The organism is Pseudomonas fluorescens, from assembly GCF_900636825.1.
GTDB classification, from domain to species: domain Bacteria; phylum Pseudomonadota; class Gammaproteobacteria; order Pseudomonadales; family Pseudomonadaceae; genus Aquipseudomonas; species Aquipseudomonas fluorescens_BG.
Genome location: NZ_LR134318.1, coordinates 3,819,987 through 3,840,319 on the forward strand (window position 1 = coordinate 3,819,987; position 20,333 = coordinate 3,840,319).

The 20,333-nt window shown below is 58.5% G+C and carries 24 protein-coding genes; 11 read left to right on the forward strand and 13 right to left on the reverse strand.

Features of this window, described 5'->3' with window-relative positions; translation table 11 throughout:
* The first annotated feature begins 161 nt into the window (after positions 1–161).
* The gene (pbpG, locus tag EL257_RS17205) at positions 162–1,100 is read left to right on the forward strand and encodes a D-alanyl-D-alanine endopeptidase (RefSeq protein WP_126364626.1); all 939 of its coding nucleotides are present in this window, start codon (positions 162–164) and stop codon (positions 1,098–1,100) included.
* A gap of 52 nt (positions 1,101–1,152) precedes the next feature.
* On the opposite strand, the gene EL257_RS17210 is transcribed toward pbpG, so the two are convergent.
* From EL257_RS17210 to EL257_RS17220, 3 genes are all read right to left on the reverse strand, one after another.
* Positions 1,153–1,359, reverse strand: a complete 207-nt coding sequence (locus EL257_RS17210; RefSeq protein WP_126364628.1) for a hypothetical protein — start codon at positions 1,357–1,359, stop codon at positions 1,153–1,155.
* Positions 1,360–1,371: 12 nt separating this feature from the next.
* Positions 1,372–1,578, reverse strand: coding sequence for a DUF6021 family protein (locus EL257_RS17215; RefSeq protein WP_126364630.1), 207 nt, complete (start codon positions 1,576–1,578; stop codon positions 1,372–1,374).
* A gap of 91 nt (positions 1,579–1,669) precedes the next feature.
* Positions 1,670–2,341, reverse strand: coding sequence for a peptidase C39 family protein (locus EL257_RS17220; protein ID WP_126364632.1), 672 nt, complete (start codon positions 2,339–2,341; stop codon positions 1,670–1,672).
* A gap of 234 nt (positions 2,342–2,575) precedes the next feature.
* Between EL257_RS17220 and EL257_RS27790 the strand changes: the two genes are divergently transcribed.
* Complete coding sequence (locus EL257_RS27790; RefSeq protein ID WP_172604494.1) at positions 2,576–2,746, forward strand: hypothetical protein; 171 nt, start codon at positions 2,576–2,578, stop codon at positions 2,744–2,746.
* A 98-nt stretch (positions 2,747–2,844) separates the two neighbouring features.
* On the opposite strand, the gene EL257_RS17225 is transcribed toward EL257_RS27790, so the two are convergent.
* Both EL257_RS17225 and EL257_RS17230 read right to left on the reverse strand, forming a co-directional pair.
* Complete coding sequence (locus EL257_RS17225) at positions 2,845–3,594, reverse strand: TerC family protein (protein ID WP_126364634.1); 750 nt, start codon at positions 3,592–3,594, stop codon at positions 2,845–2,847.
* 29 nt (positions 3,595–3,623) lie between these two features.
* On the reverse strand, positions 3,624–3,866 hold the full coding sequence (locus EL257_RS17230; RefSeq protein ID WP_126364636.1) for a hypothetical protein: 243 nt from the start codon (positions 3,864–3,866) through the stop codon (positions 3,624–3,626).
* 225 nt (positions 3,867–4,091) lie between these two features.
* Between EL257_RS17230 and nhaR the strand changes: the two genes are divergently transcribed.
* Positions 4,092–4,991 carry a transcriptional activator NhaR gene (gene nhaR, locus EL257_RS17235; protein WP_126364638.1) on the forward strand — a complete coding sequence of 300 codons (900 nt, stop codon included), beginning with the start codon at positions 4,092–4,094 and terminating at the stop codon, positions 4,989–4,991.
* On the opposite strand, the gene EL257_RS17240 is transcribed toward nhaR, so the two are convergent.
* Positions 4,986–6,149 (reverse strand): MFS transporter, encoded by a 1,164-nt coding sequence (locus EL257_RS17240; protein ID WP_126364640.1) that lies wholly within the window; start codon positions 6,147–6,149, stop codon positions 4,986–4,988. The two genes, nhaR and EL257_RS17240, sit on opposite strands and share 6 nt — an antisense overlap.
* A 306-nt stretch (positions 6,150–6,455) precedes the next feature.
* Here EL257_RS17240 and sstT point away from each other — a divergent pair, with 306 nt between their 5' ends.
* A complete protein-coding gene (sstT, locus tag EL257_RS17245; RefSeq protein ID WP_126364642.1) occupies positions 6,456–7,688 on the forward strand; it encodes a serine/threonine transporter SstT in 1,233 nt (410 codons plus the stop codon).
* Between the two features lie 143 nt (positions 7,689–7,831).
* On the opposite strand, the gene EL257_RS17250 is transcribed toward sstT, so the two are convergent.
* Positions 7,832–8,341: a DUF1993 domain-containing protein gene (locus EL257_RS17250; protein WP_126364643.1), complete on the reverse strand. Its 510-nt coding sequence runs from the start codon at positions 8,339–8,341 to the stop codon at positions 7,832–7,834.
* A 125-nt stretch (positions 8,342–8,466) separates the two neighbouring features.
* On the opposite strand from EL257_RS17250, the gene EL257_RS17255 reads away from it, so the two are divergent.
* Positions 8,467–9,111 (forward strand): YceH family protein, encoded by a 645-nt coding sequence (locus EL257_RS17255; RefSeq protein WP_126364645.1) that lies wholly within the window; start codon positions 8,467–8,469, stop codon positions 9,109–9,111.
* A gap of 200 nt (positions 9,112–9,311) precedes the next feature.
* Here EL257_RS17255 and EL257_RS17260 read toward each other — a convergent pair whose 3' ends face one another.
* The gene (locus EL257_RS17260) at positions 9,312–10,130 is read right to left on the reverse strand and encodes a shikimate 5-dehydrogenase (protein ID WP_126364646.1); all 819 of its coding nucleotides are present in this window, start codon (positions 10,128–10,130) and stop codon (positions 9,312–9,314) included.
* Positions 10,131–10,384: 254 nt separating this feature from the next.
* Here EL257_RS17260 and EL257_RS17265 point away from each other — a divergent pair, with 254 nt between their 5' ends.
* The 3 genes from EL257_RS17265 to EL257_RS17275 all read left to right on the forward strand — a co-directional run bounded on the left by EL257_RS17265 (position 10,385) and on the right by EL257_RS17275 (position 11,472).
* Positions 10,385–10,762, forward strand: coding sequence for a hypothetical protein (locus EL257_RS17265; protein WP_126364649.1), 378 nt, complete (start codon positions 10,385–10,387; stop codon positions 10,760–10,762).
* A gap of 229 nt (positions 10,763–10,991) precedes the next feature.
* Positions 10,992–11,186: a hypothetical protein gene (locus EL257_RS17270; RefSeq protein ID WP_126364651.1), complete on the forward strand. Its 195-nt coding sequence runs from the start codon at positions 10,992–10,994 to the stop codon at positions 11,184–11,186.
* Between the two features lie 103 nt (positions 11,187–11,289).
* Complete coding sequence (locus tag EL257_RS17275) at positions 11,290–11,472, forward strand: hypothetical protein (RefSeq protein ID WP_126364653.1); 183 nt, start codon at positions 11,290–11,292, stop codon at positions 11,470–11,472.
* Here EL257_RS17275 and EL257_RS17280 read toward each other — a convergent pair.
* The 3 genes from EL257_RS17280 to EL257_RS17290 form a co-directional block, all read right to left on the reverse strand.
* A complete protein-coding gene (locus EL257_RS17280) occupies positions 11,469–12,530 on the reverse strand; it encodes an AI-2E family transporter (RefSeq protein ID WP_126364655.1) in 1,062 nt (353 codons plus the stop codon). The two genes, EL257_RS17275 and EL257_RS17280, sit on opposite strands and share 4 nt — an antisense overlap.
* Positions 12,531–12,849: 319 nt before the next feature.
* Positions 12,850–13,080 (reverse strand): hypothetical protein, encoded by a 231-nt coding sequence (locus EL257_RS17285; RefSeq protein WP_126364657.1) that lies wholly within the window; start codon positions 13,078–13,080, stop codon positions 12,850–12,852.
* Positions 13,081–13,173: 93 nt separating this feature from the next.
* Entirely contained in the window at positions 13,174–13,887 is a 714-nt protein-coding gene (locus EL257_RS17290) for a FadR/GntR family transcriptional regulator (RefSeq protein WP_126364659.1), read from the reverse strand.
* A 354-nt stretch (positions 13,888–14,241) separates the two neighbouring features.
* Between EL257_RS17290 and EL257_RS17295 the strand changes: the two genes are divergently transcribed.
* The 3 genes from EL257_RS17295 to ampC all read left to right on the forward strand — a co-directional run bounded on the left by EL257_RS17295 (position 14,242) and on the right by ampC (position 18,664).
* A complete protein-coding gene (locus tag EL257_RS17295; RefSeq protein ID WP_126364661.1) occupies positions 14,242–15,588 on the forward strand; it encodes an MFS transporter in 1,347 nt (448 codons plus the stop codon).
* Between the two features lie 25 nt (positions 15,589–15,613).
* Positions 15,614–16,957: a glucarate dehydratase gene (gene gudD, locus EL257_RS17300; protein WP_126364663.1), complete on the forward strand. Its 1,344-nt coding sequence runs from the start codon at positions 15,614–15,616 to the stop codon at positions 16,955–16,957.
* Between the two features lie 543 nt (positions 16,958–17,500).
* Positions 17,501–18,664 (forward strand): class C beta-lactamase, encoded by a 1,164-nt coding sequence (ampC, locus tag EL257_RS17305; RefSeq protein ID WP_419866627.1) that lies wholly within the window; start codon positions 17,501–17,503, stop codon positions 18,662–18,664.
* Positions 18,665–18,747: 83 nt separating this feature from the next.
* Here ampC and EL257_RS17310 read toward each other — a convergent pair whose 3' ends face one another.
* Both EL257_RS17310 and EL257_RS17315 read right to left on the reverse strand, forming a co-directional pair.
* Entirely contained in the window at positions 18,748–19,317 is a 570-nt protein-coding gene (locus EL257_RS17310; RefSeq protein WP_126364668.1) for a DUF4174 domain-containing protein, read from the reverse strand.
* Between the two features lie 183 nt (positions 19,318–19,500).
* Positions 19,501–20,286 (reverse strand): sulfite exporter TauE/SafE family protein, encoded by a 786-nt coding sequence (locus EL257_RS17315; protein ID WP_126364671.1) that lies wholly within the window; start codon positions 20,284–20,286, stop codon positions 19,501–19,503.
* Between the last annotated feature and the right edge of the window lie 47 nt (positions 20,287–20,333).

Here is a 20,333-nt window from a genome sequence, read left to right on the forward strand (position 1 = left end):
CGTTCGCCGGAAACCCCTCTTTTCACAGGCCTTTTCACGAGATTTTCAGGTCTCTCAAACAACCATCGACAGATCTTCAGCCATACTTCTAGAATGCGACGTTTTGAAGAAATAACCCGTTACAAACTAACGGAATATCCAACCTTTATGAGTTCGCCCGCGTGAAAATTCGTCTTTCGATTCTGAGCCTGTTTTTTGCTTTCACAGGCACATTCATCACGCCAACGATCAACGCTGCGGAAACCACCGCTGCCCCGCGCGACGCTTCGACACTGAAAATCGCCTCCGGTAGCGCCCTGCTCATGGATATGCAGACCAACAAAGTCATTTATTCCAGCAACCCTGACGTGATCGTGCCGATCGCATCCGTCAGCAAGCTGATGACTGGCCTGGTGGTGGTTGAAGCCCGGCAGAACATGGACGAATGGATCAATGTCGATATCAGCAACACGCCAGAAATGAAGGGTGTGTTTTCCCGGGTCAAACTCAAGAGTGAACTGCCGCGCCGCGAGATGCTGCTGATCGCTTTGATGTCCTCGGAAAACCGTGCCGCCGCCAGTCTCGCGCACCATTATCCGGGCGGTTACGCAGCATTCATCGCGGCAATGAACGCCAAGGCCAAGACACTGGGCATGACCAGCACGCACTTTGTTGAGCCGACTGGTCTGTCCGAGCGCAACGTTTCCACCGCCCGCGACCTGAGCAAACTGCTGGTGGCCGCGCACAAGCACCCGCTTCTCATCGAACTGACCACCACCAAGGAAAAAACCGTGGCGTTTCGCAAGCCCAATTACACCTTGGGTTTCCGCAACACCGATCATTTGGTCAACAAGGCCGACTGGGACATCAAAATTACCAAAACCGGTTTCACCAACCCGGCCGGGCATTGCCTGGTGCTGGTGACCAAGATGGGTAACCGTCCGGTCGCCCTGGTGATTCTCGACGCGTTCGGCAAATACACCCATTTTGCCGATGCCAGCCGCATTCGCAGCTGGGTGGAAACCGGGCGCAGCGCCAGTGTTCCGGCCGTGGCGCAGCAATACAAGGCTGACAAGAATCTCAAGAGTCGCCAGAGCGGCGTGGTCGAAGCCGCGAAGTAAATATCGCGACATGAAAAAGCCCCGAATCTTCGGGGCTTTTTTTCGTCTGCGCTCAGTCGTTGGGCAGCGGCATCTTGTCGTCATCGGGGATGCCATCGCCGGCGCTTGGATCCCGATCAGGCGCTGGCGTCAGCACGTTCGGCCGAGCCATCGGATCACGAAGCGGGCTGTCCGGATCCAGTACCGGATCCACGTCCGGTTCCGGAGTGGTCGGCACGCTGTCGGGTTTGTGGTCATCGAAGCTTGAATCGGTACTCATACGCACCTCACATCAAGGTTTCAGATCGGCTAACGGATCGTAGGGCTTGGCCGGTTTTTTCGAATCTTCACCGGGCTCGACATCTTGCGGTGCCTTCGCAGGACCGACCGGATCGACTTGCGGATCGTCGAGGTCCGGCGAATCCGGATCGAATCCCAGATCATCGCCAGACGAATGCTCGGACGAGTGCGGACCTTTCGGTGTTGAGGAATCTGCCATGTTGCCTCCTTGATTCACCCGTAAAGCACGGGTACTAGTCTTCAGAGGCGTGCCGGGCGCAGACGTGCCCGGCAAATGACGAACGGAGACTTCACTGCGCGGCTAAAGCCTTGCGTGCCTGCGCTGCTTCGTTCTCCTGACCCGCCTGAGCCAGTTCATCCGCAGCCTTGAGCCAGCGCTGGCGGTCCACCTCGGCAGGCACCTGGGTGGGCTTCTGGATCAATACTGCCCAGCCACCGGATTTTTCCAGTGCCGACTCAAACGCGCTGAAACTCATCAACTCGCGGCGATTCATCCCTGCGCGCAGCAGAACCTTCTGTTTATTGCGATCGTAACCGGAAAGAATCGCGTAGCGCGGCTCGGCCCAAAACGCCGCCCCTTCACTGAATCGCACCATGACCGGATAGCCCGCTGCGACCTGGGTCAACAGCGCCGGCAACGTGCTCTCTACCGGGTAGACCACCATGCCGTACTGCCGAGCCAGGTTTTGCAGATTCTGTTGCAACTGACTCTCGGCACCCGGCAGATGCAATGGTTTTTCCAGCAAGCCCGGCGTGATCACGATGCCCTGCTGCGACAACAAGCTCGCCAACACCTGCGGCCCGCTCTGATTGGCTTCGCCGCGATAAAACGTTCCACTGAGTTCAACTCGCTCCGGCAAACGCTTGATTTGCGGCGCCACCGTGCCCGCGCATCCGGCCAGCGCGACCACGCAACCGACCGCCATCAGGGCAAGACGAATTGGAGAAAATACCTGCACCATTGTCACTCTCTGTTCGGACGCCGGTCATCGTGTTCCGGCAACGCCAGCGATCATAGAGCCGCACCCGCCCGCGGTATAGCCTTTAACAGCAGACGCTGCGGTTATATAGAGCGAACTGATTGGTCACCAGCGACCTTTGGTCAATAGCTTGAAACACCGCATTGGCTAGACTGTCAGTGAAATAGACCGAATTGAATAAGTGGGCGCCCGATGCAGGGCGAAGAGGAGGCACAGATGAGCCTGACCATGACCATCGTAATGTTGATTTCCGGCTGGCTGGCCGTGGCTTCCGCCATGCTGTGGGGCGTGCTGCGCATCTCCCGGCGCCATCACCACCAGCCGACTCAACCTGCAGCGGCGGAGAAGCCCGAAAAGCACCAGGCCCGTCACGCTACCGCGCACTGAACCCGTTACACCCATAGGCGGGACCGCTCGTATGTGAGGACAAACAAAAAGGCCCGCTGAATTCGATCAATTCAGGGGGCCTTTTGCCTCATCGGACATTACGCCTGCTGAGCGACTTTCTTCTGCTTCGCTCGCCGTGACAGCATGTTCAGCACTTCAATACCTGCCGAGAACGCCATCGCTGCATACACGTAGCCTTTCGGTACGTGGGCGCCGAAACCTTCGGCGATCAGGGTCATGCCGATCATGATCAGGAAGCCCAGGGCCAGCATCACCACGGTCGGGTTATCGTTGATGAACTTGGCCAGCGGTTCAGCTGCAAACAACATCACCAGCACCGACGCCACGACGGCGATAATCATGATCGGCAAGTGCTCGGTCATGCCAACAGCGGTGATGATGCTGTCGATCGAGAAGACCATGTCGAGCATCAGAATCTGACCAATCGCCGCGGCAAAGCCCAGGGTCACGGTCGATGTCGCCGTTTTTGGATCTTCCGGTGCCGGATCCATGCTGTGATGGATTTCGGTCGTCGCCTTCCAGACCAGGAACAGACCACCGGCGATCAGGATCATGTCCTTCCACGAGAACGCGTGACCAAGAATCTCGATGACCGGCTCGGTCAGTTGCACGATGAAAGCGATGGTGCTCAACAACGCCAGACGCAGGATCAACGCCATGCCGATACCGATACGACGGGCCTTCTGCTGATACTGCTTGGGCAGTTTGTTGGTCAGGATCGAAATAAAGATGAGGTTATCGATGCCGAGCACGATTTCCATGACCACCAGTGTGGCCAAGGCAATCCATGCGGTGGGGCTGACGGCGAGTTGTAACAGATATTCCATGGCTCAATCCTGACTCTGTGTAAGACGACTTAGATGGTTTTGGAGGAAGACTCGGAATGTTCCGCATCTTTTTCCGGGGTTTCTTTTTTCTGAATCAGTCCGCCAGTGGCATCGCTCAACGCTTGCTCCGCGGCCTTATGGGTATTGTCAATTGCTTGCTTGGCGCTTTCAGCCGCTTTGCCCATCAACTGCTGGGCGCTTTTTTCGGCCTGATCACAACCGGCCATAAGCAGTAAAGACGTAAACATCAACGCGGGAATGGTGAATTTCATGAGACTTCCTTCGAATGAACAGACAGGGTCACGGACCGACCGTCGATGGACGGGCATTCTAGGGATGCAAACACTTCAGGAAAATTCGTATTTTTAGCGGCTATACTTCGGCTTACACGAACTATCACACACATCAAACGTAGGAGCTGCCGAAGGCTGCGATCTTTTGATTTGCGCTTTTGCAAAGATCGCAGCCTTCGGCAGCTCCTGCACGGGGCGCGGCGGATGCTTAATTATCGACAACTGCATTATTTCTGGGTGGTGGCCAAGACCGGCAGCATCGTGCGCGCGTGCGAGCAATTGAACCTGACGCCACAGACCATCAGCGGGCAAATTTCCTTGCTCGAACAAACCTACGGCATTGAGCTGTTTCGCCGAGTGGGGCGGCAGCTTGAATTGACCGAAGCCGGGCGTCAGACCCTGCCCTACGCCGAGCAAATGTTTCAGCTGGGCGGCGAACTGGAGTTGATGCTGCGCGCCCAACCCAACGAGCAGCAGATCCTGTTCCGGGTTGGCGTGGCGGACGTGGTGCCCAAGTCCATCGTGTATCGCCTGATCGCACCGACCATGGAATTGAACGAGCCGCTGCGCATCACCTGCCGCGAAGACAAACTCGAGCGCCTGCTGGCCGATCTGGCTATCCAGCGTCTGGATCTGGTGATCTCCGACAGCCCGATGCCCTCCCACCTCGACATCAAGGGTTACAGTCAGAAGCTCGGCGAATGCGGTATCAGTTTCTTCGCCACCGCCGAACTGGCGCAAAAGTATGGGCAGAATTTTCCGCGCAGCCTGCACGGCGCGCCGCTGCTGATTCCCGGCGCGGAAACCGTGGTGCGCAGCCGCTTGCAGCGCTGGTTTGCCGAGCAGCAGATCCAGCCGCAGATTGTCGGCGAGTTCGATGACAGCGCCTTGATGCAGGCATTCGGCCAATCCGGCAGCGGGATTTTTATTGGCCCGAGCGTGATCGCCGATGAAGTAAAGCGCCAGTACGGCGTGCAATTGATCGGCCAGACTGACGCCGTGACCGAGTCGTTCTATGCCATTTCGGTGGAGCGCAAAGTCAAGCACCCCGGCATCGTTGCGATTACCGAAGGTGCCCGACGTGAGCTGTTTACCGCGTTATGAGGCCCCGGCGCAGGTTTCGCGCGGCTTGAGCGTCATCAGCACCATGGCGAGAAACACCGACAGCAAAATGAACCCGGCGGCGGCGAAACCGAGAAAGCCCAGCCCTGCGCTGTCGATGACCCGACCGCCGACGATCGCGCCGAGGCCGATCCCCAGATTGGCCCCGGCGATATTCAGCGAGGCCGCAAAGGCCGGCGCTTCCGGCGCGGCTTTCATCAGGCGCACATGACTGACCAGAAACAACGCGGCCTGGGTCACGCCCCAGATGCCCATCGCCACCGTCAGGCCCAGCGGCGAATGAATGTTCGGCACCAGCGACACCATGCCGGCGATCATGAACGCGCAGAACAATACCGATGCCCCGAGCGGATGCCGGTCCACCGCACGGCCGCCCAGGGAATTGCCGATCAGACCGACCGCACCGAAGCCCATCAGGCACCAACCGACAACAGTGCCGTTGAAACCGGCGAGACGCTCAAGAATGTCGGCCAGATACGTGTAAGCGGTAAACATGCCGCTAAACACCAGAATTGATAGCAGGATGTGGCCAATCATCAACGGACTGCGCAGGATCTTGAACTGCGAGGCGAAACTGACCTGGTGCTGATGCAGACTGGTTTTCGGCAGGTAAACAAACAGCAGCAAGGCTTTGGCGAAAGCGATCACCGCCAGAATGGCAAAGGCGCTGCGCCAGCCGAAAGCATCGGAAATCAGCGTGCCGACCGGAATGCCGAACACCGTGGCGCAGACGATGCCGAAGCCGATCTTGGCGATGGCGCGACCGGCGAAGTCCGGGCCGACGATGTCCACGGCCGTCTCACTGGCCAGGGCCCAGAACACCGGCAGGCCGAGCGCCGGGATCAACCGGGCAATGGCCATCACCCAGATATTCGGCGCCAGCGCGGCGACAGTGTTGGCCAAGCCAAACATGATCAGGATGCTGATAAACAATTTGCGCCGCTCGAAGCGGGCGAAATATGCGGTCAAGAAAGGCCCGAACATTGCCACGGTAAAAGCGAATAGAGTGACCAGCAATCCGGCCTGCGGAATGGTCACTTCAAGGTCTCGGGCAATCGCCGGCAGGAGGCCGACAATGACGAATTCCGTGGTCAGCACCGTAAAACCGGCGGCGGACAACAGAAGAATGGGCAACAGCATGCGCAACTCCAGCAAAACGACGACACCAGCGTTGACCCGGAGGCCCGCTGGCATGACTTGAAAATAAGGATGCGCAAGCTTAACAGAGTGTGCGCGCACTGACTTGCCCAAACCTGCCCGTCCGGCCAATGAATCGGGTGGCAGATCGTCACATGCCTGAAGGATGACGCCTACGCTGTGATAAAGTCCGCGCCCTGAAAATCGTACAGCTGTTCAACGCTTCTTTTTGCGGCGTTGATGTCACTTCGACAGGCGTTTCGTGACTGCCCACGACGCTTCGCAACCTATAAAAATAGAGATGCCGTTATGACCGCTTCATCCCCCTCTTTATTGCAACGCCTGAAAAACCTGAGTCTGGTCAGCCAGATCGTCATCGGTCTGATTGCCGGGATCGCCCTGGCCCTGATTGCACCGGAGCTGGCGAAGTCCACCGCATTTATCGGCAAGGTGTTTGTCTCTGCATTGAAAGCCGTCGCGCCGATTCTGGTATTCGTGCTGGTAATGGCTTCGATTGCCAACCATAAGCACGGCCAGGAAACCCACATTCGGCCGATACTGTTCCTTTATCTGCTGGGCACTTTCAGTGCTGCAGTGGTGGCGGTGGTTGCCAGCATGACGTTCCCGTCGCATCTGGTGCTGTCCACGGAAAACGTCGCGGTCACGGCGCCGGGCGGCATAGGTGAAGTTCTGCAAAGCCTGCTGTTGAGCGTGGTAGATAACCCGGTCAACGCGCTGATCAATGCCAATTTCATCGGCATACTGGCCTGGGCAATCGGCATGGGCGTGGCGATTCGGCATGCCGGCGACACCACGCGCGAGGTGCTGGGTGATCTTTCCAACGGTGTGACCTTGATCGTGCGTGTGGTGATTCGCTTTGCCCCGCTGGGTATTTTCGGTCTGGTGGCTTCGACGCTGGCCACTTCCGGTTTCAGCGCACTGCTCGGCTATGCGCACCTGCTGGCGGTGCTACTCGGTTGCATGCTGTTCGTGGCGCTGGTGATGAACCCGCTGATCGTGTTCTGGAAGCTGCGCCGCAACCCGTACCCACTGACGCTCATGTGCCTGCGCGAGAGCGGCATCACGGCGTTTTTCACCCGCAGCTCGGCAGCGAATATTCCGGTCAATCTGGAATTGAGCAAGCGTCTGGGCCTGCATGAGGACACGTATTCGGTATCGATCCCGCTCGGCGCAACGATCAACATGGCCGGTGCGGCGATCACGATTACCGTACTGGCCCTGGCGGCCGTGCATACGCTGGGGATTATCGTGGACATTCCGACGGCGATTCTGCTCAGTGTGGTTGCTGCGATCTGCGCCTGTGGCGCTTCGGGCGTGGCCGGTGGCTCGCTGCTGCTGATTCCGCTGGCGTGCAGCCTGTTTGGTATCCCGAGCGAAATCGCCATGCAGGTGGTGGCTGTCGGGTTCATCATCGGTGTGCTGCAGGATTCGGCGGAGACCGCGTTGAATTCTTCGACAGACGTGCTGTTTACCGCGGCGGCTTGCCTGGGTGAGGAAGAGAAAGCCCAACGCACCGCATGAAGATCAACAGATCGCTGCCTTCAGCTCCTGCATTTGAAATGCGCCCCCTGTAGGAGCTGCCGCAGGCTGCGATCTTTTGCCTTTACCTCATTAAAAAGCCCGCCAAGGCGCAAACCTTGGCGGGCTTTTGTGTATCTGGGTGTTTAGAACGCGCCCATGTAATCGCGTTTGCCGACTTCAACACCGTTATGACGCAGCAGCGCATAGGTAGTGGTGACGTGGAAGAAGAACTGCGGCAGACCATAGGTCAGCAGATACGACTGACCGCTGAAGCGCTTCTCTTTCGGCGTACCCGGACGGGTGACGATTTCGATCCGTTCCTTGCCATCGATCTGCTCGGGCTTGATCTCGCCAATGAAGGCCAGCACTTTGGCGATCAGGGCTTGCAGCTCGGCAAAGGTGGTTTCGCTGTCCTCATACTTCGGCACTTCTACTTCCGCCAGACGCGCAGAAACGCCTTTGGCGAAGTCTACGGCGATCTGAACCTGGCGGGTCAGCGGGAACATGTCGGGGAACAGACGCGCTTGCAGGAATGCGTTCGGGTCGATGTTTTTCTCGGTGGCGTGGACTTCAGCCTTTTTCAGCACATCGCTCAAAGCGTTGAGCATTTGTTGAAAAACCGGGACAGATGCGGCGTACAGGGAAATGGTCATGGCAGTCTCGTGTGATGGCTGGGTGGAACAAGGAGGCGATTATAGCCATGCTTGATGACCACACGGCTTGCCTTTTGTTTGGCAAGGATTAGGCTAGGCGCCTCGACTGCAGAGGGAAACGCGCGATGACCACCGAACCAGAATCCACCTTCGAAGAGCCACGCCTCAACGCCACGGAAATCCGCATCCTCGGATCGTTGATCGAAAAGCAGGCCACCAGCCCGGAAACCTATCCGCTGACCCTCAACGCGCTGGTCACAGCGTGCAATCAGAAAACCAGCCGCGAGCCGGTGATGAATCTGACCCAAGGCCAGGTCGGCCAGAGTCTGCGCGCCCTCGAGGGCCGCGGCTTCGCCAAGCTGGTGATGGGCAGTCGCGCCGATCGCTGGGAGCACAAGGTCGACAAGGCGCTGGAGCTGGTGCCGGCGCAGGTGATTCTGAGCGGCCTGATGTTTCTGCGCGGCCCGCAAACTGTCAGCGAACTGCTGACCCGCAGCGGTCGCATGCATGATTTCGAAGATGTCGAACAGGTGTTGCATCAACTTGAGCGTCTGATTGCGCGCGGCTTGGCAGTGCTGATTCCACGTCAGGCGGGACAGCGCGAGGATCGCTACACCCATGCGCTGGGTGACCCAGCGGATATCGAGGCGATTATCGCCGCGCGACAAAGTACCGGTGAGCGGTCGGGCGGCGGCGTGTCCGTAGAACGCATCGAAGAACTAGAGGCGCGGATCGCTGCGCTGGAAGAACGCCTGGCCCGCCTCGAATAACAACTCCGTGTTTCCTGTGGGAGCAGCTAGCCCTGCTAGCGATGGCGTCAGGTCAGCCGGCTAACCCGCAACTGACACACCGAAATCGCCAGCAGGGCTGGATCCCACATTGAGTTTTGCGGGCTTGCACGATTCCGCCCGCCCGGCAAACCCTTCGGGACTGGCAAGCCAGCGATCAGGCCAGGCAATTCAACTCGGAATCAACTCCGGGCAAACGCTACAGCCGCCGCAAATTGTTCCTCGTTCGGCCGCACGCCGGTGTACAGCACAAACTGCTCCAGCGCTTGAATCGCAATGACTTCGAGACCGGTGATGACCTTTTTACCCTCGGCCCGGCCGCGCACGATCAGCGGCGTTTCCGACGGGATCGCCACCACATCGAATACAGTATCCGCCGCTTGAATGACTTCAGGCTCGAACGCTAGTTGCCCGGCCTCGGGTCCGCCATCCATCCCCACCGGCGTGACATTGATCAGCATCTGCGGGCGCTCATCGCCTAGTTCGGCTTGCCAGCGATACCCCAACGTCTGCGCCAGCGCACGACCGGCGCGCTCATTGCGCGCCACGATCAAGCCGTTTTTATAGCCACCGTCACGCAAGGCACTGGCCACAGCTTTAGCCATGCCGCCGCTGCCGCGCAGGGCGAAGGTCGATTCTTTCGGCACTTCATGGGCCTTTAGCAACTGCTCGATGGCGATGTAATCGGTGTTGTAAGCCTTTAAGTGTCCGTTGGTGTTGACGATGGTATTGATCGACTGGATCGCCGCCGCGGATGCATCCAGTTCATCGACCAGCGCAATGCAAGCCTCTTTGAACGGCATCGACACGCCGCAGCCACGAATGCCGAGTGCGCGGATTCCACCGACGGCACCGGTCAGATCCTTACTGCTGAATGCCTTGTAGTAAAAATTCAGGCCCAGTTGCTCATACAAATGATTGTGAAAACGCAGACCGAAGTTCCCCGGCCGCCCGGAAAGGGACATGCACAGCTGGGTGTCTTTGTTCGGGTTCATCTGCATGAAATTTCTCCTTCAAACGCACTTTCGGATGGACGGGATTAGCCAGCCCATCGAGTTCTGAACGATCATAAAGCCGGGGCCAAGCGTATCGCGCGGCCTCGCATGGACGGGTAAATAAACCGGTACAGACCTTACACAAAATTTACCCAGAAGCTGTGCTGAATTTTGCAATTTCGCTGTCTTAGAAGTATCCCCGCGACAACTGTGGGCCTGGTGCAGGCCCTGCCGCCGGGTCGAAGAACCGAGGAACTATCATGATTCGTAAACTCCCCATTCTGGCCCTGTTGATCGGCGCACTCGCTGTCACAGGTCAGGCAGAAGCCGGTGGTGGCCATGGCTGGCAGGGCCCTGCGGTGTTTGGCGCGATCGTCGGCTCGGCCATCATCGGCTCGGCGTTGATTAACCAGGATCGGCCGGTGTATGTGCAGCAACAACCGGTTTATGTTCAGCCCCAACCGGTTTACGTGCAGCAACCGCCGCCACCGGCCTACTACCAGCCAGCGCCGGTGTATGTGCAACAGCCAGTGTATGTGCAGCAACCGGTGTACGTTCAGCCGGCCCCCGTCTATTACGGTCCGCCGCGCGGCTACTACGGCCGCCCGCACGGCTACTACGGCGGTCCCCGCTGGTGACCGACATACGAAGCCCCGCTTTTGAAGCGGGGCTTTTTATGACCGCTGGTCGGCAAGCGTCTGAAAAAATCGTATCAAGGTCGCTATGGGGACAGTTTCAGCAACTAAAGTCGGCATGATGGAATTGACTGTTACAGGCGCTACGCACGGCGGTCATATATTTGTCATGACGGAACCGCACTCTGAATCCGTCCGTAAACAACAGCGTGATAACAACAAGGACGACCGCATGCCCACACAAAATCCGCACCGCATCGTCGGCTTGTGCACCTCAAGCAAAGTGTATGGCGCACTGACCGAGCTCAAGCATCTGGAAGGCCATCGCTGCGCGAAATTTCTTTCGCTGCTGGCGGAAAACCTGGTGCACAAGGGCCTACTCAATGAGCGAGAAGTGCTGCACATGCTCGATCAAGTGGTGGATTGAGCCAAGACCTCACTGGCATCAATGACCACTATCGAAACGGTTGATTGTCGTCCCGGCCGATAAATCCCTAAGGTAACTCCACAGATTGATGGAGGTACTTCTCATGGCTCAGGTTCAAATCATGTCGGTCATTGGCAGCGCGGTTCCCGCCTCGCTCAGAGCGTCGGGGTTGCTTGCCTGCTGGTATCTGGTGCGAGATGGCGAACCGATCAGCGGCCCGCTCACTTCATTGCCCGCCGCGCAGGCCTTGTCGGAACAAATGCTCGGCGCGGCGTTTCACGCCTAAGGCAGTTGCACTTTCGGCTTGGTCTCGACGAACAGTGCCCAGCTCGAAATGAACAGCGCGGCGATCAGCGGCCCGATCACGAAACCGTTGAGACCGAACACCGCCAGGCCGCCGAGGGTCGAGATCAGAATCAGGTAATCCGGCATCTTGGTGTCCTTACCCACAAGGATCGGGCGCAGTACGTTGTCCACCAGACCGATCACGAACACCCCGAACAACCCCAGCACCACGCCCTGCCAGATCATCCCGCTGAACAGGAAGTAGACCGCCACGGGCGCCCAGACAATCCCCGCGCCCACCGCTGGCAACAGTGACAGAAACGCCATCAATACTGCCCAGAGCAAAGAGCTGGGAATGTCGAGAAACCAGAAAATCGCCCCGCCCAGTGCCCCTTGAGTGATTGCCACCACCAGGTTGCCCTTGACTGTCGCACGCACCACTCGATTGAACTTCAACTGCAGACGGCGCTTGTGGTTTTCCTCCAGCGGTACGGCGGTGCGCATCTTGCGGGCCAGTTCGGGACCGTCCCGCAGGAAGAAAAACAGCAAATACAGCATGATGAAAAAGCTCACCACAAACTCGAATGTGCCCTGACCAAAGCTGAACGCCTGAGTGGCCAGCACCTGGCTGCCCTGCATCGCCGATTTGACGATTTTCTCGCGCAGGGCATTGAGTTCGCCCATGCCGAAGCGGTCGAGCAGATGCTGAAAATACGGCGGCAGGCTGTGCTTGAACTGCGCCAGATAGGCCGCGATATCCAGCTCGCCGCTTTCGATGTTTTTATAAACCGTCGCCCCTTCCTGCACCAGCAGCACGCTGATGATGATCACCGGCAAAATCGCGATCAACAGGCAGACACTCAGCGTACACAGTGACGTCAGGTTGCGCTGCCAGCCAAATTTCATCTGCAAATGACGTTGCATCGGCGCAAACAGAATGCCGAGGATAACCGCCCAGAACACCGCCCCGTAGAACGGCAGCAAAATCCAGATAAAGGCCACCGTGACCAGCACCAGCAGCACTGTCAGGGATTTGAATTGAAGACTCTTTTCGTTCATGTCCAGTCCATGTCAGTCAGGCGCCATGCGCGCCCCGAACCTTAGTCCGCCATTGCGTGCGCGAGTGCCATCTTTATTCATGGAGCATAGATGCGGATCGGCAGGTCATCCGGGCTGTTTTTCGTGTCTGATCGCCGCTGGGCGCGTTAGACCGATAGACCGCCCCCTGTAGGAGCTGCCGAAGGCTGCGATCTTTTGATGTTGATCTTTGGAAAATCAAGATCAAAAGATCGCAGCCTTCGGCAGCTCCTACAGGGGCGATCAGTGCAACGTTGCGCCAGCAAATGCTCGCGAGAAGGCCGGCAAATACAACGCGACCTCAGCGCAGATCATCCGACAACGGCGTCGGCTCGTCTGCTGGCGGCATATCTTCATCCGCCGGCGGGTCTTTCCAGTCGTCCGGCCGGTCGGCATCGCTCAAGGGGTCTTGCCCCGGATTCATCCCCGGTGGCGAGTCATGATCGCTGAGGGTCGGTTCTTCGGTTCCAGACAGGGGGCGGGTCTGGTCGGTTGGCGCAATGCCGCCCGGAAACAACGAGTCGTCAGCCATGCTGCACCTCTCATCAACAGGCCCGGAATATCCGGGGGTTAATGATTGGAAGTCCGGCCGGGGAACGTGTGCGATCGAACAGACCAGCGGCAATCAACCCTGCGCCGAAAACCGGTCACGGCTGTTGGTCAGGTGCAGCCACATCGCCGCCCGCGCGGCATCAGGATCCTGACGCTTGATCGCGTTCCAGATCGCCTCGTGTTCGAGATTTGCCAGTTGCCCGAGTTTGCTCAAATCCGCCGCGCCGCGTTCGGCGGCGTTGAGCCGGGTACGCGGGATCATCGCACTGCCCAAGTGCTGCATTATCTCGCTGAAGCAGACGTTGCCGGTGGCTTCGGCAATCAACAGGTGGAAGCGCCGATCGGCCTCGACACAGCTGTCGTTGTTGGCCAGCAGGCGCTGATAATCATCAAGCGCCTGACGCATCTGCAACAGTTGTTGCTCGCTGCGCCGCTGCGCCGCCAACGCCGCAGCCTGCGTCTCCAGGCCGAGGCGCAACTCCAACATGCTGCGCACGCCTAGCGCCGTGTCGACATTGAGCCGCAAGCCCTGCTCCGCCGCCCGCTCGATGACGAAGGTGCCGATGCCGTGCCGCGTTTCGACCCATCCCGATGCCTGCAATTTCGAGATCGCCTCACGCACCACGGTGCGGCTGACACCATGCTCCTGAACGATGGCGTTCTCTGATGGCAGCTTGTCGCCGGGCGCCATCTGGCCGTGAAGGATGCTTTGGGTGAGCTTTTCAACCAGGTCGTGCGCCAGGTTGTGCGCACGTTTGCGGGCGGGGGCGTCGAGATCTTCTTGCATGGTCGGTTCCGATGATCGGGGCCTGCCGATCGTAGCACTGGCGCAGCGGCTGATGAGATCGATTTCTACGTAGCGCGCATCAACTTGTATGACAACACTCAGGACGCCGACGCTATGTGTTGCCAGCCTTTGTCGCAACACTCGCGCAGCTTCTAATCTGCATCGTCCTGGCAACTGCATTAATCGCCAATAAATACTGGACTAATAAACCAAAAGGCATAAAAAAACGACTTCCGGAGAGAAAATAATCAGCTCTACCCCTTGTAGGACAAAAAATCTGAGTTGTATGATGTCTAGCAGCAACGCAGCACCCTGCCCGTCCCCGCATAAAAATAATCAGTGGGAGAAAACCTAGTGAAAACCTCCGTCTCCGGGATGAACGAGGGCGTCGATTCGACACTCGCCTCTGCCATCTCGAAAGTGAAACGCCACGTTCTGCCGCTATTCGTCATCATGTTCATCGTCAATTACATTGACCGGGTGAACATCGGTTTCGTCCGTACCCATATGGAACACGACCTCGGTATCGGTGCCGCCGCCTACGGCTTCGGCGCCGGGTTGTTCTTCATCGGCTATGCGCTGTTCGAAGTCCCGTCCAACATGCTGTTGCAGAAGGTCGGCGCACGCATCTGGCTGACCCGGATCATGTTCACTTGGGGCCTGGTCGCTGCCGGCATGGCCTTCATCCAGAACGAAACCCACTTCTACATCCTGCGTTTTCTGCTCGGCGTCGCCGAGGCTGGATTCTTCCCCGGCGTGATTTATTACTTCACCCGTTGGTTGCCGGGCGCCGAGCGCGGCAAGGCGATTGCGATCTTCCTCAGCGGCTCCGCTGTCGCCTCGCTGATCTCCGGCCCGCTGTCCGGTCTGCTCCTGCAAATCAATGGACTGGGCATGCACGGCTGGCAATGGATGTATTTCATCGAAGGGATGTTTTCGGTCTGCCTGTGCGTGTTCGTCTGGTTCTGGCTGGACGCCAAGCCCCACGACGCGAAATGGCTGACCCGCGCCGAACAGGACACGCTGGTCACCGCCATCGACGATGAACAGAAGGCCCGCGAAGCCGCAACGCCGATCCGGCCATCGCTGGGCAAGCTGCTCAAGGATCGCCAGATCATTCTGTTCTGCCTGATCTACTTCTTCATCCAGTTGACCATCTACGCCGCGACCTTCTGGCTGCCGAGCATCATCAAGAAAATGGGTGAACTCAGCGATGTGCAGGTTGGCCTGTTCAATTCGATTCCGTGGTTGCTGTCGATCGTCGGCATGTACGCCTTCGCCTCGCTGTCGGCGAAGTGGAAACACCAGCAGGCATGGGTCGCCACCGCGCTGATGATTGCCGCTGCGGGGATGTTCATGTCGACCACCGGCGGGCCGATCTTTGCTTTCGTCGCGATCTGTTTTGCAGCGCTGGGTTTCAAATCTGCCTCGTCGCTGTTCTGGCCGATTCCGCAGGCCTATCTGGATGCGCGCATCGCTGCGGCAGTGATTGCCCTGATCAACTCGGTGGGCAACCTCGGCGGCTTCGTTGCGCCGACCACATTCGGTTTGCTTGAAGAACACACCGGCTCGATTCAGGGCGGCCTCTATGGTTTGGCCGCGACGTCGATCATCGCTGCGATCATCGTCTTCTTCGCGCGCACCACGCCGAAACCTGCTGCTGAAATTTCCGCGGCCGATGCCGCGCCGAAACACGCCTGACTTCGTCTCGACAAGGAAAACAACAATGACTGTTCACGACACCGCCAAAGCCCCGATCATCACTGACATGCAGGTCATTCCAGTGGCCGGCCACGACGGCATGCTGCTCAACCTGAGCGGCGCCCACGGGCCGTTTTTCACGCGCAACATCGTCATTCTCAAAGACAATGCAGGCCACACTGGCGTCGGCGAAGTACCGGGTGGCGAGCGGATCCGGCAGACGCTGGAAGACGCGCGCGATCTGGTGGTCGGCAGCCCGATCGGCACGTATCAGAAGATCCTCAACCAGGTGCGCCAAACGTTCGCCGACCGCGATGCCGGCGGTCGTGGCCTGCAGACATTTGACCTGCGCATCACCATCCACGCGGTCACCGGCCTGGAAGCCGCCCTGCTCGATCTGCTCGGTCAGCACCTTGATGTGCCGGTTGCGGCGCTGCTCGGTGAAGGCCAACAACGCGACGAAGTGAAGATGCTCGGCTACCTGTTTTACGTCGGCGATCAGCGCGAAACCGACCTCGCCTATCGCAGCGAACCGGACGCCGACAACGACTGGTTCCGCGTACGTCATGAGAAAGCCATGACAGCCGAAGCGGTGGTGCGTCTGGCCGAGGCGGCGCACGCGAAGTACGGCTTCAAGGATTTCAAACTCAAGGGCGGCGTGCTCAGCGGCGATGCCGAGATCGAAGCGGTCACGGCACTGGCCGAGCGCTTCCCCGATGCACGGATCACCCTCGATCCAAACGGCGCCTGGTCGTTGAAGGAGGCGATCCGTTTGTGCCGCGATCAGCATCATGTGCTCGCTTACGCTGAAGATCCGTGCGGTGCGGAGAATGGCTATTCCGGCCGCGAAGTCATGGCTGAATTTCGCCGCGCCACCGGCCTGAAAACCGCAACCAACATGATCGCCACTGACTGGCGCGAAATGGGTCACGCGATTCAGTTGCAGTCGGTGGACATTCCGCTGGCCGACCCACATTTCTGGACCATGCAGGGTTCGGTGCGGGTAGCGCAGATGTGCCATGAATGGGGCCTGACCTGGGGCTCGCATTCCAACAACCACTTCGATATTTCGCTGGCGATGTTCACCCACGTCGCTGCTGCCGCACCGGGCGATATCACCGCCATCGACACTCACTGGATTTGGCAGGACGGCCAGCGCCTGACCAAGGCACCGCTGCAAATCATCGATGGGCTCGTGCAAGTGCCGAAAAAACCGGGGCTGGGCGTGGAGCTGGACATGGATCAAGTGGCCAAGGCCCACGAACTGTACAAAGGCATGGGTCTGGGCGCGCGGGACGACAGCGTGGCGATGCAGTTTCTGATTCCGGGGTGGAAGTTCGATAACAAGCGGCCGTGTCTGGTGCGGTGATAGCTCACTGATATATGCAGGAACTGCCGAAGGCTGCGATTTTTTTGATTCCGTTCTGGAGATCAAAAGATCGCAGCCTCGTTGCACTCGATAGCTCCTACAGGGCCTGCCCGCGCTCAAATTCCTGTAGGAGCTGCGGCACGCTGCGATCTTTTGATTCTGTTTTGGAGATCAAAAGATCGCAGCCTCGTTGCACTCGACAGCTCCTACAGAGCCTGCTCGCGCTCAAATTCCTGTAGGAGCTGCGGCACGCTGCGATCTTTTGATTCCGTTTTAGAGATCAAAAGATCGCAGCCTCGTTTCACTCGACAGCTCCTACAGAGTCCTGCTCGCGCTCAAATTCCTGTAGGAGCTGCGGCACGCTGCGATCTTTTGATTCTGTTTTGGAGATCAAAAGATCGCAGCCTCGTTGCACTCGACAGCTCCTACAGAGTCCTGTTTGAGCTAATTTGCGATGCAAACCCTTGTAGGAGCTGCGGCACGCTGCGATCTTTGGCGGATTATCTGGTTACCACTCTGGAGAGTGATCCACCCATGCCTGCCATGCCTTCGAGAAACGTCATTTCCTGCGCAGCGTTCAGCCTGTTGTTCAGCGCCGCTTCCTGCCTGGCCGCCGTACCGAACGATGCGCAACTGCAAGCGCTGGTCGATGCGGCGGTGACCCCGGTGATGCAACAACAGAACATCCCCGGTCTGACCGTGGCGCTGACCGTCAACGGCCACGCCCACTATTTCAATTATGGTCTCGGCGCCAAAGACACTGGGCAGAAAGTCAGCGAAAACACGCTTTTCGAAATCGGCTCGGTGAGCAAAACCTTCACTGCTACCCTCGCCGGTTACGCCCAGGCCACGGGTAAACTCGACCTGTCGAGCAAGGCCAGCCAACTCTGGCCCGAGCTCAAAGGCAGCGCATTCGACAACATCAGCGTGCTGCAACTGGGCACCTACAGCGCTGGCGGTCTTGCGCTGCAATTTCCTGCTGACGCGGATTCTTCCGACAAGATGCTCGGCTATTTCCAGCAGTGGAAACCGAAGTTTCCCGCTGGCAGCCATCGCCAGTATTCCAACCCGAGCCTGGGTCTGTTCGGCTACCTCGCGGCGAAAAGTCTCGGCCAGCCGTTCGACACGGCAATGACGCAAACCCTGCTGCCGAAACTCGATCTGCAGCACACCTACCTCAGCGTGCCTGCCGCGCAAATGGGACTTTATGCGCAGGGCTATGACAAGAACGGCAAACCGGTACGGGTCACTCCCGGTGCGCTGGACGCGCAAGCCTACGGCGTGAAAACCAGCGCGGTGGACATGCTGCGTTACGTGCAGGCCAACCTGAAGCCTGAAACGCTCGAAGCGTCTCTGCAAAGAACCATCGCCAACACCCACACCGGCTACTACACGGTGGGCGACATGATCCAAGGCTTGGGTTGGGAAATGTACCGCTATCCAATCAGCCTCGAGCGCTTGCTCGCGGGTAATTCAACGGAAATGGCCATGGAGGCGCACAAAGTGCAGTGGCTGAATCCACCGCAACCGCAGCCCCACGACGTGCTGATCAACAAGACCGGCTCTACAGGTGGTTTCGGAACCTATGTAGCGTTTGTGCCGAGCAGGAACATTGGCATTGTCATCATGGCCAACAAGAACTTCCCGATTCCTGAGCGGGTGAAAATCGCCTATACAGTTCTCAGCGCTGCGATCTTTTGTCTTTAAAGCTGCGCCGTCCTCACAAAAAAATTGTGGGAGCTGGTCTGCCAGCTCCCACAGGGATTTTGCTTCATTCAGTCAACGCGCGATCAATCATCCGGCATTTCCGGCGGCTTGCTCGGTTTCGCTGGTTTACTCGGCTTGGCGCCTTTCGCGCCTTTGGCCGGTTCCGGCTCGGTGGCGGCAGGAGCTTGTGCGGCGGCGGCAGCGGCGGCCTCTTTTTCGGCCATCGGCATGGCGTCGATGGTCTCGAAGATTTTCGCCAGGCTCAAAGCCTTGGCTTCGTCGCCCGAAGCGGAGAGCTTGGTTTCGCCGTCCTTGCCCACCAGAAACACTTTCGGATAAGCCCCGGCGCCCAGTTTCAGCGAGCGCAACAGCGCCATGGTGTCCTGCTGGCCCATGTCCTTGCCGTCAAGCTGGCCGGACATGCTGAGGATGGTGTAGACCTTGATATTGCGGTCGGTGACGCCCTTTTTGTTGGCCGGATCTTCCAGCGATTTTTTCAGGCTCAGCCACACCGGGTCGACGGTGCTTTGCGCAATCACGATCAGCGGGCGGGCCCGACCGACGTCCCCGGCCAAAGGTGAATCGCTGTCGGCGGCAAACAAGGGGCCGGCGATCGCCAGCAAGAGTGTCAGGGTCAGTGACCTGATGAGCATGCGCATCTCCTTTTGATATCCACGCACTACTGATTGCGCATCGTGGCGATTGTTCCGGGGGCGTGCGGCAAAAAGGTATTGCCCTGTCAGAAGCTTAGGTCAGGGAGAACTTTGCGCAACATGCCTGAAGTCATCGCAGCGCAGAAATTGTCAGGTGGTGTGCAGGAGCTGCGGCAGGCTGACTCAGAACGCCAGTTTGTAACCAATCAGCACCAGCATCGTCGCCAGGCACGGGCGCAGCACTTCGTCGGAGATGCGTCCGGTCAGGTGGCTACCCAGCCAGATGCCTGGCAACGAACCGACCAACAGGAAACCCAGCACACCCCAATCCATATTGCCCATGCTCGCATGCCCCAGGCCGGCGACGAGTGTCAGCGGTACGGCGTGAGCGATTTCGGTGCCGACCAAGCGACGGGTTGGCAGCAGCGGATAAAGAATGAACAGCGCGACGGTGCCCAGCGCCCCCGCGCCGATCGAGGTCAGGGCGACCATGGTGCCGAGGACCAGACCGGTGATTACGGTCATCAGGTTCAGCCGCGAGCCGCTTGGGTTGTAGTTGCCGCCAGCGCGTTTGTGGGCGAATTCGAGCAAGCGTTTCTTGAAGAAGATCGCCAGCGCCGTGGCGAACAGCACAAAACCGAGGGCCTGTTTGATGATGGCGTTCATCGCGTCCGGCGCGGTGTGCAGGGTGCTGAGAAACCACAGCGTCATCGCGACAGCCGGGACGCTGCCGAGGGTCAGCCAACCGGTGATGGCCCAATCGATGTTCTTGTTCTTCCTGTGAACGAGCACGCCGCTGGATTTGGTGATGGCAGCGTACAGCAGATCAGTACCCACGGCCGTCGCCGGGTTGATGCCGAACCACAGCAGAATCGGCGTCATCAACGAACCACCGCCGACACCGGTCATGCCGACAATAAACCCCACTACCAGCCCGGCAATCACCAGGCCGAAATTTGCCAATTCCATTAAGACGTCCAGAAAAACGACAGGAAAAATCTGGCCCGCAGCATAGC